We start from the raw sequence: 15772 nt of genomic DNA on the forward strand, positions 1-15772 counted from the left end.
CGGAACCTCGCCAGGCCCCCGCATCCGGCGCTGTCCCGAACCGGATCACCGTCCGGCGGCGGCCGGTCCGTCCGTGGTGACCGCTTCGGCCAGGGCCTCGCGCAGTTCGCCGTACGTCGGGGCGAGGCGGCGCAGGCCGGTCACCACTGTCGCATCGTCCCCGGTCACCAGCGGGTACTGCAGACCGCCCAGGAGCATGGCCTGTGTGCGCAGCAGCCCGGCCGCCTCGTGGTGTCCGCAGTCGGCCAGGGCCGCGGAGGCGTCGGACAGCCGCCGGGCGCCGACGCGAACTGAGAACGCCTCCAGCATCTCCCGCATGTGCGAAGGGAGTTCGCCTGTGGCGATCTGCTCGGCGAGACGCTCCAGCCCCTGAGCGTTGCCGAGGGAGCCGGGGGGCGCCTCACGATCGTCGCGGATGCCGAGCCAGGCCAGGGCCCCCGGCAGCGAGGCGCGCAGAGCCTCCTCCGGGGTCACCTCGCGGCGTCGAGCGAACGACGAGCGAAGCACGAAGGGCTGGTCGATGTAGGCCACCTTCTCGGCCCGCCATGCCTCGAGGAACACCGCCGTCGGCAGCACGGCGTACGGGTGGCCGTGCGGGTCGTGGAAGAGCACCGTGTCCTCGTTCACCGCCAGCACCGTCACATAGTGGTCCGCCCCGACGGCGGAGCCGCTGCCGGGCTGGTGCAGCAGCAGCCCCATGTCCAACGGTCCTGCCAGCGCCGGACCTTGGCCCACCGCTGCCTCGAGTCGCGCAAGCGCCGCGTCGGCGTCCTCGCCTCGGCTTCGCTCACAGGTGCAGCCGAGCAGCTCGATCGCGGCGTCCAGACCGATCTCCGGGTCCCAGCCGAGCGGATCGAACAGCGGCACTTCGTCGGCGATCAGCTGGAATCCGAAGGGGGAACCCGTGAGCACCTCGATGACGGCCGGCGGCGGCGCGCCTTCCCCCAGCGTCATGCAGAGCGAGTTGGAGAAGCAGTACGGACCGGAGCCGACGTAGGAAGTCAACACAACCTCAGGGACTCGCGACGGTGGACTGTCGCCACTGCCGATGCGGGACTTTCACCCTAATGCATGCCGATGACGCGGCAGTTGGAAGAAGGAGCACGCGTCCCCGAAGCGCCCCTCTGCCGGGAGTCGATCTCACCGCCCGCGCGACGCCACGTTCAGGTCCGCGTACAGGATGTGGTGGTCCGAGTAGGGGGTGGGGACGATGTGACGCCTGAGCGGGGCGATGCCTCGCAGGAAGACGTAGTCGAACTTGCTCTGCCAGTCCGTGGTGGGCTCGCAGTCACCCGCCCTCGAGGGGCCGCACCCGGGGTCCGCGTCCGAGGCCAGCTTCCACAACGGGGTGAGTTCGGCGGTGTCCGGCACGGCGTTGAAGTCGCCCAGGACGACGGCTCGGTCGTGCCGGGCCACCTCCTCGGCGAGCGCGGCGGCCTGCTCCGCGCGCACCGCCTCCTGACGCCGCTGGGCGAGGTGGGTGTTGAACACCCGGACCGGACGGTCGCCCACCCGGGTGGTGACCGCCATGTAGCCGCGGTCCTCGGATCCCCCGTCGGCGTACTCCTCGGTGACGGCGTCCGTCATCGGCGCCGCGGACAGGATCGCCTGGCCGTAACCTCCGGGGCTCCACGGCGCTCCCCCGCACCGGCGCCAGTTGTGGAGCACCGCCCCGTACTCCACGTGGTAGACCAGTCCGTGACGGCTTTTCAGATAGCCCCGGATCGTCTCGACGTCCCGCTCGCACGCCTCCTGGAGGCCGACGACCTGCGGGGCGTGGGCGGCGATCTCCGCGGCCTGGTCGACCTCGCTCTCCCCGCAGGGGTTGCACAGGTTCCACGTCATGACCCGGCCGGCCACGGCCTTCCGGGCCGCGACGGCGGGCGACGACGCGGCGAAGGGACCGCCGTCCGGGACGCTCGGACCGACGAGGACCACGCAGGCCGCGATCCCGGCCCCCGCGAAGAGCCACACCCCTCTTCCCCGCGCCATCGCCCCCTCCTCCGTCTCGACACCCAGGGAAGCGGCAGGCGCCTCCCTCCACGAGACTAGTCGATGCCCGACACGGGCTCGACGGACCCGACGGCCACGGCGGCCGAGGTCGGACGTCACCTTCTGCGCACGGTCGCGCACCGTGTGCCGCCGTCGCGCGTCGGCGGCGAGGACGGGGTCCATGGGGCCCGAACGGGGCCGGCCCTCCTTGTCAGTGCCGGATGGCACCATCCGGTCATGAGCGACGAGCCTTTCGACTGGCACGAGTTCCTGGGGCGTTGGCGGGCGGAGTGGGTCCCACGCCTGGACGAGGACATCGAGGACGACGAAGACGAGAAGGACGGCCCGACCGGCGATCCCCTGGGCCGCCCCGGTGCGGACCAGGCGGCGATCACCGCGGCCGAGGAGCGGCTGGGGCGGCGACTGCCGCCGTCGTACCGGGAGTTCCTGGCCGTGAGCGACGGTTGGCGCGTGAACGAGACGGCCGGCGTCTACCAGCTCGGCGGCGTGGCGGACATCGACTGGTTCCAGGACCCGCACGGCATGGCCCCGCTGTACGAGCAGGCACTCGGCGACGACCCGCGCGAGGAGGACGTCCTGCTGGCCGGGATGTGGCGGCGGGCGCTGCGACTGGAGACGGACTCCGACATGTCGAACGCCCTGCTCGACCCGGGCGACAGCGACGAGGACGGCGAGTGGGCGCTCTACGTCTTCAAGGGCTGGAGCGGTGAACTGCCGGACCGTTACCCGTCGTTCCGGGCGTACATGGAGGACATGTACCGCGGGTTCCACTCCGACCGGGCGCAGAGCGCCGGATTCGTGAACGCGACCACCCGCGCCCAGGACGCGCATGTCGAGGAGGCCCGTCTGCTGGCCCTGCGCGGACGGTACGAGGAGGCCCTGCCTCTGCTGGAGGAGGCGATGTCGTTCGGACGGCCGAACAGCCGCGTCCTGCTGAACCAGCTCCGGCATCTGTCGGAACCGCGCACTCCCCAGGACTACGGCACCCTGGTGGCCGACCCCCGGTATCTGCCCGAGATCCTGCCCGTGCAGGCCATGGAGGCGTCGGCACGCGGCGAACGGTGGCCGGGCGGACAAGGCCAGTGGCTCGGGATGATGGCCGCCCGCGGGGTCGACCGGAACACCGCCGAGACCGTGCTGCGCACGATGTCCGACGGGGCCTACCGCTACGCGCCGGGCGGAGCCTGGGGCCGTGCCGTCGCCGAGGCCCGCGAGTCGGCCCGCTGGGGCGCCACCGACACCGCGTGGCGGGCGCTGCGGGACGCGCTTCCCCTCTGGGCGGCGCCCGGGCCCTCGCTGATCGCCCCGGTCGGCCTGCTCGCCGATCCCGTTCTCGGGCCGCTGGTCACCCCGGAACGCGGGCGGGAGATCCTCGCGACTCCGCGGGCCGGGGAGGCGGGACTCACTCCCGATCCGGTGCCCGACCTCGACCCTGCGGGCCTCGCCTGGCTGACGGAGCCCGCCGCGAACCGGCGGCCGTTCCAGGGATACCGCTGTGTCTGGGTCGAGGGCATGGCCCCCGACCGGCTGCCCGCCCTCATCGGCGAGGAAGGCGCCGGACTGAGCGCGCCCACGGATCCGCTCATGGCGTCCTGGCACGCGCCCCGGCCCCACGAGCGGGAGGGCGTGCAACTGTGGGAGGACCGGGCCGTGGTCGCGGTCGGCCGCACCGTCGAAGCGTGGTCCTTCGCCTTCGACGGCCACTCCGACCGCCACCTGAGCCGGCTGTTCCAGTCCCCGGCCTGCGCTGCCTCCGCCTACGGACGTGCGGCGGTGGTGTGGCGCGACCCGAGGAACTCTTCTCCCGGCGGCCGTCCCGCCTCGATCCACTTGTCGCTGGCCGAGCGGGGCGAGGAGCTCTACGCGTTCACCGTGCGCGGTACGGAGATCCAGCGTTCCGGCGCGATACCGGACGCCCTCGACCCGGCGAACTGGTTCAGCCCGGAAGACGACGAACTGGACTGCGAGGCACGCCTGTTGACAGCCCTGCACTCCGAACTGGGCCTGTCACTCCCCCGCTTCGCGCTGACCCGAGGAAGGCTGAGCACCTTCACCACCCGCTCCTGGACCCGGGCCCCGCGAGCGGGCGAGAGCTTCGCCTACGCCACCATCGGTCCCGTACGGCACCAACCCTGAGCCCGTGCCCGGGGAGGGGCGGGCCCGCGCTCTCCCCCGGCCAGGGCGGTCACCAGGACCGGGGGCGCATGAGCACGAGATCGTCTCCCCACGCGTCGAGCACCGCACCGTGTCCCGCTCGTCGAGCCGCCGCCTCGACGAGGGTGAACAGTCGCCGCTGCAGGGGGACGTCGCCTGTCGCGGAGACGCGGTCCACTGCGCTCAGCAGCGCGTCGGTGTCCCAGCCCGGCAGCGGGTACCGGGCCAGTTCCCATTCCAGGTACTTGTTGTAGGGCCGGGGGCGACGGTCCAGGGCGAACAGCAGCTCAAGCAGAAACCGCATGCTGTCGGCCGCGTCGAGACGAGCGGCGAGAGTCTGACCCGACCGGTGGTTCTTGACGGAGCGGTAAAGGGAGTTGGCGTAGGCGTCGAGCCAGCCGCCGGCATCGCTGAACGCCTCGTCGGCGCCCAGCCGGGCCTTGTCGGCGAGGATCCGGGCGATGCCTCCGCCGAGACGGTCGAGCACGACGCGCGCACGGGCCAGGGCATACCTTTCGACGCCGGGCATCCCGGCCGCGCGGAACTCGGTGAGCGTGACGATGACGAGGTCGAGCTCGGCGGTGCGGTGACCCGCGAACCGGGTGAGACCCGTCGACGCGTCATCGGCCAGGACGACGTACAGATCGTGGTCGGAGTCCGGGGTGATCATGCGCTCGTGGGCCCGGGAGCCCTTGAGGACGAGACCGACGACAGCCGGATCAGCGGCGGCGAGGTCGGCGAACACGTCGTAGGTGAGCGGCTGTTCGGCGGTCATGAACTGGATCTCCCGTGGGAGAGAAGGGGCCCCGGCGCGCCCGCCGCCGTCCCCCGGCCAGGCCCCTTCTCAGGGTCAGGTCGAGGGACGGCGGCGGGCTTGCAGGTAGCGGACGCCCTTCATCGCGTAGACGACGGTCATCATCGCGAAGCCGACGAGGCCCAGCCAGAAGAAGGAATCCGCCACGGTGAGGCTCAGCATCATGCCGCCGAAGAGCAGCAGACCGGCAAAGGTGTCCAGCAGATCGAGGAGTGCCTCGGAGCGCAGCGCGGGGTCGGATCGCCGGAACCGGCGGATGACGATGACGAGGGAGAGTGCCTGCAGGACGGCCAGGCAGGTCAGGAGCCAGACGGACCAGTCGGGTATGTCCACGACACCGCACTGTACTGCCCGCCCGGAGTACCGGGGAACGACGGCCCGAGGAAGCCGTGTCCCCAACTCACCTTGCTTCACGGGGTTTGGGTGAGAAGCAAGGTGAGCCGACTCGATCAGCGGGCGCTGCGGCTGTCGGCTTCGGCCTGGGCTATGGCCTCCGCTTCGCCTTCGGCCAGTGCGAGCGCGACGCCGAACGCCTCGGCGATGTGGCCCGCGGCCGACATGACGCGGGCCGTCCCGACGACGGGGGCGATGGCGACGAGGAGGTCCTGCAACTGCTCGACGGTGAACTCGGCCTTGACGGCCGGGGTGACGTGTGCGAGATACGAGATCGCCGGTGCGTCCATCGCCACGAGCGCGGCGACGCGGGCGAGGATGAGCGTCCTGTCGTCCATGTGGCAGCGCTCGACGGAGTCGATCGTCATGGCGGCGATGGTGTCGAGTACGGGGGTCTCGGATGCAGTGGCCATGGCCGGATCACCTTCCGGTGCTGAGGAGAGCTGAACCGCCGGCCGCTGCCCCCACCTCCGGCCGGCCGGCGCTTGCCACTCCAGCGTAGGCATCACCCAGGTGGCGGCGCGCGCCGAGCCGGACGGTCCGCCGCACCGGAAGGGAGCCGAGGGCCCGCGCCGCCCGGCCCCGGGGCGTCCGGGGGCCGGCCGACGACGCCCCCGGCGACCTCGCTCCGGTGCGTCACCGGCGCGCCGCGAGCGGTTCGAGGAAGGTCAGGACCGAGGCGTCCTCCTCGATGAGCGGAGTGAGGGCGGCGTTGAACGGGGCGCCGTAGGGCGCGTTCAGGTGCGCCCGGAAGGCGTCGTCGTCGCGGTAGACCTCGAAGATCCAGAAGGCGCGCGGGGCGGCCGCCTTGGTGTAGACGTCGAAGGTGAGGTTGCCTTCCTCTTCGCGCACCTTCAGGGCGTAGTCCCGGATCAGCCGGGCGACCTCGTCCTCCGCGCCTTCACGGGCGGTGAACTCGGCGAGCAGGGATTTCGTCATGGCTTCGGTGTCCTTCTCGGGTGGCGGGCGATCGGTCGGAGGGGAAGCAGTGGGCGGTGTACGGGCCGTCAGGCGCCGGCGGTGGTCGCCGAGTGCGCCAACTGCTCCTGCCACGGCGGGTTGGGGCCGGCGACCGAGCAGGTCAGAGCGGCGACACGGGCGGCGAAGCGGCAGGCCTGCGCCACGTCGTCGAGGGTGAGGCCGGACAGCCGGCCGCCGAGGGCTCCGCGCACCCCGAGGTGGTGCAGGAGCCCGGCGGTGAAGGAGTCCCCCGCCCCCACCGTGTCGACCACGCGCGTCGTCGTCGCCGGCACCCGCAGCCGTTCGCCGTCGAGGGAGAGCAGCGCGCCGTCGCCGCCCAGCGTGATCACGACGAGCCGTGCCCCCGCGGCATGCCAGGTGTCGCACGCCTGCTCCGGCGTGGTTCCCGGAAGGAGCAGTTCCAGGTCGTCCTGGCTGAGCCGCAGGATGTCGGCGAGGCGGCACCAGTGCGCGAGCCGGTCCCGGTAGACGTCGGGGTGCACGAGCAGCGGCCGGACGTTGGGGTCGATGCTGACGGTGGCCCGGGAGGCGGCGGTCGCCAGGAACTCCTCGACCGCGGCCGCGCCGGGCCGGCGGACCAGCGCGAGCGATCCGGTGTGCACACAGGCCGTCCCGGACAGGTCCACTCGTGCCAACTCGTCCGGGGTCCACTGCCAGTCGGCCGTGTTGTCCGCGTGGAAGGAGAACGCCGCCTGCCCCCGGGCGTCCAGTTCTGCCACGGCCAGCGTGCTGGGCTCGGCCGCCGGGACGGCGTACGACAGGTCCACGCCCGACGCCTCCAGGTGGGTCCGGAAGAGACGGCCGAACACGTCCGAGGACAGACGGGCGACGAACCGCGCCGGGGTGCCCAGCCGGGCCAGGGCCACCGCCGTGTTCGCCGGTCCGCCGCCGGGCAGGACGCGCAGCGCGAGTTCGTTCGCGGCCGGCGCGGGCTCGGTGAAGGCGTCCGCGACGCACTCTCCCAGGACGGTGATCTGAGGCGGTCTCATGGGCTGCTCCTTCTCCGGAGGGACGGGACGACCGGGCGCTTCGCGAAACAGCCGTCGGCCGGTGCGCGGGGAGGCCGCTCACGGACGTTGCCGTTTTGTGACGGGTGCAAGGCATTGACGTTGCCGGGAGAGGGAGTCCATCATCCTCGCCATGCAGTGTCAACGATGACATAAGTCAGCGATGACACCCCGGGGCGGCACGCTCCGGGTTCCCGGTCCCGTGCCGCTCGTCATCCCACAGGAGTGATCATGTCTCGCACCACTCGTCTGCCCTCCTCCCTGATCAGAGCCGCCGCTGCCACGGGTGTCGCGGCCCTCGCCCTGACGGCCTGCGGACCCGGTTCCAGTGCCGGGGCGGGCGCCTCCAGCTCCGGTTCGGGCGACGTCAAGGTCGGTCTGATCACCAAGACCGACACCAACCCGTTCTTCGTGAAGATGAAGGAGGGCGCGGAGAAGACCGCGAAGTCCGAGGGTGTCCAGCTCATGACCGCGGCCGGCAAGTTCGACGGCGACAACGCCGGGCAGGTCACCGCGATCGAGAACATGGTGGCCGCCGGCGTGAAGGGCATCCTGATCACCCCGAGCGACTCCAAGGCGATCGTCCCCGCGATCGAGAAGGCGAAGGCCAAGGGTGTCCTGGTCATCGCCCTGGACACGCCGACCGAGCCGCAGAGCGCGGTCGACGCCCTCTTCGCCACGGACAACCTCAAGGCCGGTGAGCTGATCGGCGAGTACGCCAAGGCCGCGATGAAGGGCAAGACGGCGAAGATCGCCGCCCTCGACCTCGCGCCGGGCGTGTCCGTCGGCGTCCAGCGCCACGACGGCTTCCTGAAGGGCTTCGGCGCCGCCGAGAAGGACGTCGTCTGCGCCCAGGACACCGGCGGCGACCAGTCCAAGGGCCAGACGGCGATGGAGAACTGCCTGCAGAAGTCGCCCGACATCAACGTCGTCTACACCATCAACGAACCGGCCGCCCTGGGCGCGTACACCGCCCTCAAGGCCAAGGGCCGGGAGAAGGACGTCCTGATCGTCTCCGTCGACGGCGGCTGCACCGGCACCCAGGCCGTCAAGGACGGCAAGATCGCCGCCACTTCGCAGCAGTACCCGCTGAAGATGGCCGCCGAGGGCGTCAAGGCCGTCGTGACGTACGCGAAGGACGGCAAGAAGGCCTCCGGCTACACGGACACCGGGGTCACGCTGATCACCGACAAGGCGCAGGCCGGGGTCGCCTCGAAGGACACCGCCTTCGGCCTGGAGAACTGCTGGGGCTGAGGTCCGCCCGAGGACCGTACGAGACAGCCACTCCCCTCAGCGGGGCGGCCGGCCCGACACCTGCCGGACGCGCAGGGACGATCCGCGGTGACGATCCGCGGTGACGGCCGCCCCCCTTGTCCCGGCGACAAGGATCTCTGTCTGATGACAAGGACTTAGGACTTCGCATGACAGCCACGTCCACACCCCCGACCACCTCCTCACCGTACGCGGAGCTCAAAGCGCCGACGACGGCCCGCAGACTGCTCACGGCTCCGACCACCGGCCCCCTGGCCGCGCTCCTCCTGGCCTGCGCCTTCTTCTCCCTGTCGACCGACCAGTTCCTCACCGGCGGGAACTTCTCCCTGATCATCCAGCAGGTGATGGTCGTCGGCACCCTGGCCATCGGGCAGACCCTGATCATCCTCACCGCGGGCATCGACCTGTCCTGCGGCGCCGTGATGGCCTTCGGCAGCATCGTGATCGCCAAGATGGCGGCCGAGGGCACCCTGCCGCCCCTCGCGGCCATCGCGCTGGGCCTGGTCGTCTGCGGCGGATTCGGCCTGCTCAACGGGGTGTTGGTGCAGAAGATCCCGCTGCCGCCGTTCATCGTCACCCTCGGCATGCTCAACGTGGCGTTCGCGCTGACCCACATCTACTCCGAGGAGCAGACGGTCACCAGCCTGCCCGGCCCGCTGACGGCGCTGGGCGAGACGTTCCCCCTCGGCTACACCGATGTGACCTACGGCTCGCTGGTCACCATCGCCCTGTTCCTCCTCCTGGCGTACCTGCTCAGCGGCACCGGCTGGGGCCGGCACGTCTACGCGCTGGGCAACAGCCCGGAAGCGGCGCGGCTCAACGGCATCCGCACCTCCCGGCTGACCATCGGCGTCTACACCGCCGCCGGAGTGCTGTACGGCATCGCCGCGCTGCTGCTCATCTCCCGCACCGGCGTGGGCGACCCGCAGGCGGGACAGACCGACAACCTGGACAGCATCACGGCCGTGGTCCTCGGCGGCACGAGTCTCTTCGGCGGACGCGGCTCGGTCCTCGGCACCTTCATCGGCGTGCTGATCGTGGGCGTCTTCCGCAACGGCCTGCAACTGATGGGCGTCGCCTCGATCTACCAGACCCTGATCACCGGTGTGCTGGTGATCCTCGCGGTGACCGTCGACCAGATCTCCCGGAAGAAGGCCCGATGACCGCCACCGGTTCCCCCACCCCCGTCCTCCAGGCCCGCGGCCTGGTCAAGCGCTACGGCCATGTCACCGCCATCGACGGCGCCGACTTCGATCTGCTGCCGGGCGAGGTCCTCGCCGTCATCGGCGACAACGGAGCCGGCAAGACCAGCCTGATCAAGGCCCTCACCGGCGCCGTGGTCCCCGACGCGGGCGAGATCCGCCTCAACGGCGAGCCCATCGCCTTCTCCGGTCCGCAGAGCGCCCGCGCCCACGGCATCGAGACGGTGTACCAGGACCTCGCCGTGGCCGCCTCCATGGACATCGCCTCGAACATGTTCCTCGGCCGGGAGCTGCGCCGCCCAGGCGTCCTCGGCAACGTCTTCCGGGTGCTGGACAAGAAGCGCATGCGGCAGGAGGCCGCCGAGCACATGGCCGACCTGAAGATCGGTCTGCGCTCGCTCACCCAGGCGGTCGAGACCCTGTCCGGCGGACAGCGGCAGGCCGTCGCGGTGGCCCGTGCCGTCGCCTGGGCCCGCAGCGTCGTCGTCATGGACGAACCCACCGCCGCGCTCGGCGTCAAGGAGTCCGGCCAGGTCCTCGACCTCATCCGCAGGGTCCGCGACAAGGGCATGCCCGTCGTGCTGATCAGCCACAACATGCCCCATGTCTTCGAGATCGCCGACCGGATCCACGTCCATCGGCTGGGCAGGCGCGCCGCCGTGATCAAGCCCTCGGACTACTCCATGGCGGAGGTCGTCGCCATCATGACCGGCGCGCTCACCGTCGACGCGGCTGGGGCTACTGTCGTAGCGGACTCGAAGGCCGCGAAGGCCGCCGGAGTCCAGGCCACCTGACACATCGACACCCGCTCTCACCGATTCCGGCCGAGGCCGAGGCCGGAACACGAGGGCTCACAGGAGACGGTTTCCTTCATGGCAGCGAACCGCCGCCCCACCCTGGCCGACGTCGCCCGAGAAGTCGGCGTCAGCGCCAAGACTGTCTCGCGCGTCCTCAACGAGGACGGACCCGTCTCGGCGCGGACCAGGGAACAGGTGCTCGCCGCGGTGGCCGCGCTGGGCTTCCAGCCGAACCTCATGGCGCGCAACATGCGTGTCGGCGGCCCGGACACCACCATCGGGCTGGTCGTCCCCGACCTCGGCAACCCCTTCTTCGGGGCCGTGGCACGCGGCATCGAGGACAGCGTCCGCGACCGGGGGCTGACCCTGCTCATGGGGTCGTCCGCGGACGACGCCGACCGCGAACGCGCCCTGACGGCGAAGTTCCTCGCCCGGCGCGTCAGCATCCTGATCGTGGTGCCCTCGGTGGGCGCCGACCACTCCCACCTCAAGGCGCAGCGTACGGCAGGCCTGCCCATCGTCTTCCTCGACCGGCCGGGCGTCGGTCTGTCCACGGACAGCATCGTCAGCTCCAACCAGGAGGGGGCCCAGGACGGCGTCGCCCATCTGATCGCCCACGGGCACCGGCGCGTCGGGTTCGTCGGCGACCTGCCCGTCAGGCTGTACACCCGCCGCGAGCGCCTGGCGGGCTACCGTGCGGCGCTTCAGGAAGCGGACATCCCCTACGACCGTTCGCTCGTCGCCAGCGCACACGATCAGCGGGGGGCAGAAGCGGAGACCGCCAGGCTGCTCGACCTGGCCGATCCGCCGACGGCGCTGTTCGCCGGGAACAACATCATGGCGCTCGGGACAGTGGCCGAACTGGCCCGCAGCAAGCGCAAGGAGGTCGCGGTGGTCGCCTTCGACGACGTGTCCCTCGCCGAGGCACTGGAGCCGGCGCTGACGGTCGTCGCGCAGGATCCCGAGGAGATCGGCCGCAGTGCGGTGGCGACCGCCCTGGCCCGTCTCGACGGCGACCGTTCCCGGGCCCGCACCATCACCGTCCCCACCCGGCTGATCGTCCGGGGCTCGGGGGAGCAGCCCGCGCCCACGCGTTGAGGGATCGTCCGCGCCCCCGAACATGACGTCCGGGGAACCCGAAGGGATGAATGCCGGGCGAATCCCGCCTGCCGTCGCGATCTTCCGCTTCACACTGCCACAGGCGGATCCACATCCGTGCTCTGCGGCGGGCCCGCGCGGCACATCGCGTGCCGGCGCCGGCCCGCCGCACATGAGCACGGGCGACGGAGGGGGAAGGGTGGCGCAGCGGCGCACTCCGTTCGGTGACAGAGCCCGTTACTGGTTCGACAACACGCTGGCCCGCGGCGCCTCCGCTCTCGTCGGCTGGATGGCGCTGCTGTGTCTGGCCGTCGTCGTCCCGGCGAGCGCGGTGATGGTGTGGACCGATCCCGACGCGCCGACGGCCCCGATGGACCGGCTGGCGCTCGTGTGGCGGCTCACCGGGGAAACGCTGCGGCTGGGCGGTGCGACGGGCACGCCGCTGCGCGTGACGATGTCGGTGCTGCTCGCGCTGGTCGCCCTGCTGTACGTGTCGACGCTCGTCGGTCTGATCACGACGGCGCTCACGGACCGGCTCACCGCGCTGCGGCGGGGCCGTTCCACCGTGCTCGAAGAGGGACACGCCGTGGTGCTGGGGTGGTCGGAGCAGGTCTTCACGGTGGTGGGCGAGCTGGTGGCCGCCAACCTGAACCAACGGCGGGCGGCGGTCGCGGTGTTGGCGGCCCGTGACAAGACCGCCATGGAGGAGTCCCTGGGCGCGAAGGTGGGGCCCTTCGGCCGTACCCGGCTGATCTGCCGCAGCGGCCCCACCACCGACCCGGCCGTGCTCCGCCTCACCAGTCCGGCCTCGGCGGGTGTCGTGCTGGTCCTGCCCCATGACGAGCCCGACGCGGACGCCGAGGTGGTCAAGACGCTGCTGGCGCTCAGGGCGGCCCTGTCCGGGACGGACAGCCGTCCGCCCGTCGTCGCCGCCGTCCGGGACGACCGCTACCGCTTGGCGGCCTCCCTCGCGGCCGGGCCGGGCGGCGTGATCCTGGAGAGCGACACCGTGACCGCCCGGTTGATCGTCGAGGCCGCGCGCCGCCCCGGGCTGTCCCTGGTCCATCAGGAGCTCCTCGACTTCGCCGGAGACGAGTTCTATCTGATCGCCGAACCGGCCCTGGAGGGTCGCTCGTTCGGCGAGGCGCTGCTGTCGTACCCCACGTCGAGCGTCGTCGGGCTGGTGCGGGAGGGCGCTCCCCTGCTCAATCCGCCGGCGCAGACGACCATCGGCACGGGCGACCTGCTCGTCGTCATCTCCCGTGACGACGACACGGCCTGGACGGCCGACTGCGCGGAGTGGGTCGACAAGGCGGCGATGGCGTCCGGGCCGTCGACGCCCGCGCGGCCGGAGCGGGTTCTCCTGCTGGGCTGGAACCGCCGGGCACCGCTGGTCGTCGATCAGTTGCGCCGCCGATGCCGGCCCGGGTCGGCCGTCGACGTGGTGACGTACGGGGATGCCGCGGGTGCGGCGGCGGCCCGGCAGACGGGCGCGGCGGGGGCGCACGACGAGGCCGGTCCGGCCTTGACGCTGCACCACGGGGACGTCACCCGTCCCGAGACCCTGCACCGTCTGGACGTGCCTTCCTACGACAGTGTGATCGTGCTCGGCCAGGAGCCCGCGCCGGGGCAGCAGCCGGACGACCCCGACAACCGCACGCTCATCACACTTCTGCTGCTGCGCCAGTTGGAGGAGGCGACGGGACGCGAACTGCCGGTCGTCACCGAACTGATCGACGACCGCAACCGGGACCTCGCCCCCGTCGGCCCCGGAGCGGACGTGATCATCAGCGGCAAGCTCATCGGCCTGCTCATGGCGCAGATCTCTCAGAACCGGCACCTGGCAGCGGTGTTCGAGGAACTGTTCTCAGGCGAAGGCGCCGGAATCCGCCTGCGGCCGGCCACCGACTACGTCCTGCCCGACGGGGAGGCGACCTTCGCCACGGTCGTGGCCGCGGCACGCGAGCGCGGCGAGTGCGCCATCGGCTACCGCGGTCACGCCGATTCCGCGACGAGCCCGGGTTACGGCGTGCGGATCAACCCGCCCAAGTCCGAGCGACGCCGCTGGGCGGTCGAGGACGAGGTGGTCGTCGTCGGCGGCGACTGAAGGAGCGCGGTCCTGACGGCCGGCCGCCCAGCGCCCGACAGTCACTTCGTTGATTAGTCACCGTGCTGTTAGCGTGGGCGCATGGCATTGCGGAACGCGGTGATGGCCGCGCTGCTGGAGGGTGAGGCGTCCGGGTACGACCTCGCCAAGGGGTTCGACGCGACGGTCGCCAACTTCTGGATGTCGACGCCCCAGCAGCTCTACCGGGAGCTGGAGCGCATGGAGTCCGAGGGACTCGTCACGGCCCGGGTGGTCGAACAGGAACGCCGGCCCAACAAGCGGCTGTTCTCCCTGACCGAGGCGGGGCACGAGGCCGTCCACGCCTACACCGCCGAGCCGCCGGGCAGGCCCGCGGTGATCCGGGACGAGCTGATGGTCAAGGTGCAGTGCCTGGACGCCGGCGACGCCGACGCCGTCCGCGCGGCCATCACCGAGCGCATGGAGTGGGCCACCGCCAAGCTCGCCCGTTACGAGAGGATCCGGCGGCGCCTGCTGGACGGGCGCTCGGAGGAGGCGTACTTCGCGGAGGCCGAACGCATCGGCCCGTACCTCACCCTGCTGCGAGGGATGTCGTTCGAGCGGGAGAACCTTCAGTGGGGGGACATGGCGCTGCGTCGGCTGGACCAGCGGGCGGGCGCGGGACAGCCCTTGGAGGGCGATTCTCACGCCGCCGGGCAGGCCGAGGGCTAAGGGCTGTCCCGTAATCCCTGGTGGATCAGCGTGCGGCGTCAGATGCGGTGCATCGCAAGGCGGAGGGACGTCCGCATACTGGATGTATGCGGGCGTTCCGACAACGCGGCGAGGTGCCGTAGCTGACGCCGCACGCCCGCCAGGGATTACGGGACAGCCCTTAGAGGGCGATCACGCCGCCGGGGAGGCGTCCCCCGCGGGCGAGGTCACCGGGAGCAGGTCCGGCCGCTTGGCGTGGCGGCCGTCGCCGGAGGAGCGTCCGCGCAGGCGGCGGAGCGCCCAGGGGCCCAGGAAGGCGCCGGCCCAGCGCAGTTCCGCGCCCACGACGTGCAGGCCAGAGGCCCTGGTCACGTCGGCCGCCAGAGGCAGGGTCCAACTGTCGTCGCTGCCGGGGAGGGAGAGCGCCTCGGCGACGGCGGCCGCGATGCGGGCGTGGCCGAGCGGACCGGCATGGAGCCGGTCGGCGCTCCACAGCCGCGGATCGGTGACGACGGGGTGTGCGGCCGTCTCCGCCACGACCACGCCGTGGCGGCCGGCGGCCTCCCGGATGCGCTCGTTCAGGGCGAGGACCCGGCGGCCGATGGGGCGGGCCAGCGGCGTGATGCGTCCGGCGTCGGGGAACGTGAGCGTCGCGACCGTGGCGCCCTGGGCGGTCAGGGCGGCGAACATCGCCTCCAGGTGGCCGGCGACCTCGTCGACGTCGCAGCTCGGCCGCAGCACGTCGTTGACCCCGGCCACCACGGTGGCGAGGTCGGGGCGCATCGCGAGCGCCGGGGCGAGCTGCCCGGCCCGCACTTCGCCGGCTCTCCTGCCGCGTACGGCGAGGTTGGCGTAGAGCAGGCCCGGGCTGTCGCGGGCGATCTGCTCGGCGAGCCGGTCCGCCCAGCCCCTGAGGCCCAGAACGTCATCGCCGTCCCCGAGCCCCTCGGTCTGACTGTCCCCCAGCGCCACGTACCGCTGTATCGCGCCGTCCGACATCGGCTGTCCCATCTCCGTCAATCTCGCCGCCGGCGATTCGGCCGACCGACCAGTGGTCACCGAAGCACCTAGGTGTTTAGTTGACTATGAAGATAACGTCAAACGGACGGCCGCGCACAGTCCGGGCGGCTGGGATTCCGTGAGCGGCACGAAGGCCCGGCACATCGCGTTCGCTAGGGCGTGTTTCGAAAGTCCCGTCTGGCTCGCGACGCCTGGCACGCGCGCTCGCCGCGTTGTCGGGATCGCCCTCGTACGCCCAGTACGAG

Annotated in this window: 15 protein-coding genes; 7 read left to right on the forward strand and 8 right to left on the reverse strand. The window is 71.7% G+C overall.

What is annotated here, in order from left to right; genetic code table 11:
• Nucleotides 1–45 precede the first annotated feature (45 nt).
• The gene (locus tag ACIRS4_RS35270; RefSeq protein WP_404203867.1) at nt 46–1005 is read right to left on the reverse strand and encodes a hypothetical protein; all 960 of its coding nucleotides are present in this window, start codon (nt 1003–1005) and stop codon (nt 46–48) included.
• 135 nt (nt 1006–1140) lie between these two features.
• Nucleotides 1141–1992: an endonuclease/exonuclease/phosphatase family protein gene (locus ACIRS4_RS35275; RefSeq protein WP_404203869.1), complete on the reverse strand. Its 852-nt coding sequence runs from the start codon at nt 1990–1992 to the stop codon at nt 1141–1143.
• 237 nt (nt 1993–2229) lie between these two features.
• Here ACIRS4_RS35275 and ACIRS4_RS35280 point away from each other — a divergent pair, with 237 nt between their 5' ends.
• Complete coding sequence (locus ACIRS4_RS35280; protein ID WP_404203871.1) at nt 2230–4149, forward strand: SMI1/KNR4 family protein; 1920 nt, start codon at nt 2230–2232, stop codon at nt 4147–4149.
• 49 nt (nt 4150–4198) lie between these two features.
• Here the strand turns inward: ACIRS4_RS35280 and ACIRS4_RS35285 are convergent, their stop codons facing one another.
• The 5 genes from ACIRS4_RS35285 to ACIRS4_RS35305 form a co-directional block, all read right to left on the reverse strand.
• A complete protein-coding gene (locus ACIRS4_RS35285) occupies nt 4199–4942 on the reverse strand; it encodes a hypothetical protein (RefSeq protein ID WP_404203873.1) in 744 nt (247 codons plus the stop codon).
• A 75-nt stretch (nt 4943–5017) separates the two neighbouring features.
• Complete coding sequence (locus ACIRS4_RS35290; protein ID WP_404203875.1) at nt 5018–5314, reverse strand: hypothetical protein; 297 nt, start codon at nt 5312–5314, stop codon at nt 5018–5020.
• A 116-nt stretch (nt 5315–5430) separates the two neighbouring features.
• Complete coding sequence (locus ACIRS4_RS35295; protein WP_404203877.1) at nt 5431–5787, reverse strand: carboxymuconolactone decarboxylase; 357 nt, start codon at nt 5785–5787, stop codon at nt 5431–5433.
• Nucleotides 5788–6010: 223 nt separating this feature from the next.
• Nucleotides 6011–6313 (reverse strand): putative quinol monooxygenase, encoded by a 303-nt coding sequence (locus ACIRS4_RS35300; RefSeq protein WP_404203879.1) that lies wholly within the window; start codon nt 6311–6313, stop codon nt 6011–6013.
• A gap of 68 nt (nt 6314–6381) precedes the next feature.
• Nucleotides 6382–7344, reverse strand: a complete 963-nt coding sequence (locus ACIRS4_RS35305) for a carbohydrate kinase (protein WP_404203881.1) — start codon at nt 7342–7344, stop codon at nt 6382–6384.
• Between the two features lie 249 nt (nt 7345–7593).
• On the opposite strand from ACIRS4_RS35305, the gene ACIRS4_RS35310 reads away from it, so the two are divergent.
• From ACIRS4_RS35310 to ACIRS4_RS35335, 6 genes are all read left to right on the forward strand, one after another.
• A complete protein-coding gene (locus ACIRS4_RS35310) occupies nt 7594–8616 on the forward strand; it encodes a sugar ABC transporter substrate-binding protein (RefSeq protein WP_404203883.1) in 1023 nt (340 codons plus the stop codon).
• A 167-nt stretch (nt 8617–8783) separates the two neighbouring features.
• A complete protein-coding gene (locus ACIRS4_RS35315; protein ID WP_404203885.1) occupies nt 8784–9797 on the forward strand; it encodes an ABC transporter permease in 1014 nt (337 codons plus the stop codon).
• Nucleotides 9794–10630, forward strand: a complete 837-nt coding sequence (locus tag ACIRS4_RS35320; RefSeq protein ID WP_358797173.1) for an ATP-binding cassette domain-containing protein — start codon at nt 9794–9796, stop codon at nt 10628–10630. The genes ACIRS4_RS35315 and ACIRS4_RS35320 overlap by 4 nt, the downstream gene beginning before the upstream one ends.
• Nucleotides 10631–10708: 78 nt before the next feature.
• On the forward strand, nt 10709–11731 hold the full coding sequence (locus tag ACIRS4_RS35325; RefSeq protein ID WP_404203888.1) for a LacI family DNA-binding transcriptional regulator: 1023 nt from the start codon (nt 10709–10711) through the stop codon (nt 11729–11731).
• 199 nt (nt 11732–11930) lie between these two features.
• Nucleotides 11931–13838, forward strand: a complete 1908-nt coding sequence (locus ACIRS4_RS35330; RefSeq protein WP_404203890.1) for an NAD-binding lipoprotein — start codon at nt 11931–11933, stop codon at nt 13836–13838.
• Nucleotides 13839–13919: 81 nt separating this feature from the next.
• Nucleotides 13920–14528 (forward strand): PadR family transcriptional regulator, encoded by a 609-nt coding sequence (locus ACIRS4_RS35335; protein ID WP_404203892.1) that lies wholly within the window; start codon nt 13920–13922, stop codon nt 14526–14528.
• Nucleotides 14529–14699: 171 nt separating this feature from the next.
• Here the strand turns inward: ACIRS4_RS35335 and ACIRS4_RS35340 are convergent, their stop codons facing one another.
• Nucleotides 14700–15506 carry an SGNH/GDSL hydrolase family protein gene (locus ACIRS4_RS35340; RefSeq protein ID WP_404203894.1) on the reverse strand — a complete coding sequence of 269 codons (807 nt, stop codon included), beginning with the start codon at nt 15504–15506 and terminating at the stop codon, nt 14700–14702.
• Nucleotides 15507–15772 lie beyond the last annotated feature (266 nt).

Origin of the sequence: Streptomyces sp. NPDC101166, from assembly GCF_044768125.1 — a bacterium.
GTDB lineage: Bacteria > Actinomycetota > Actinomycetes > Streptomycetales > Streptomycetaceae > Streptomyces.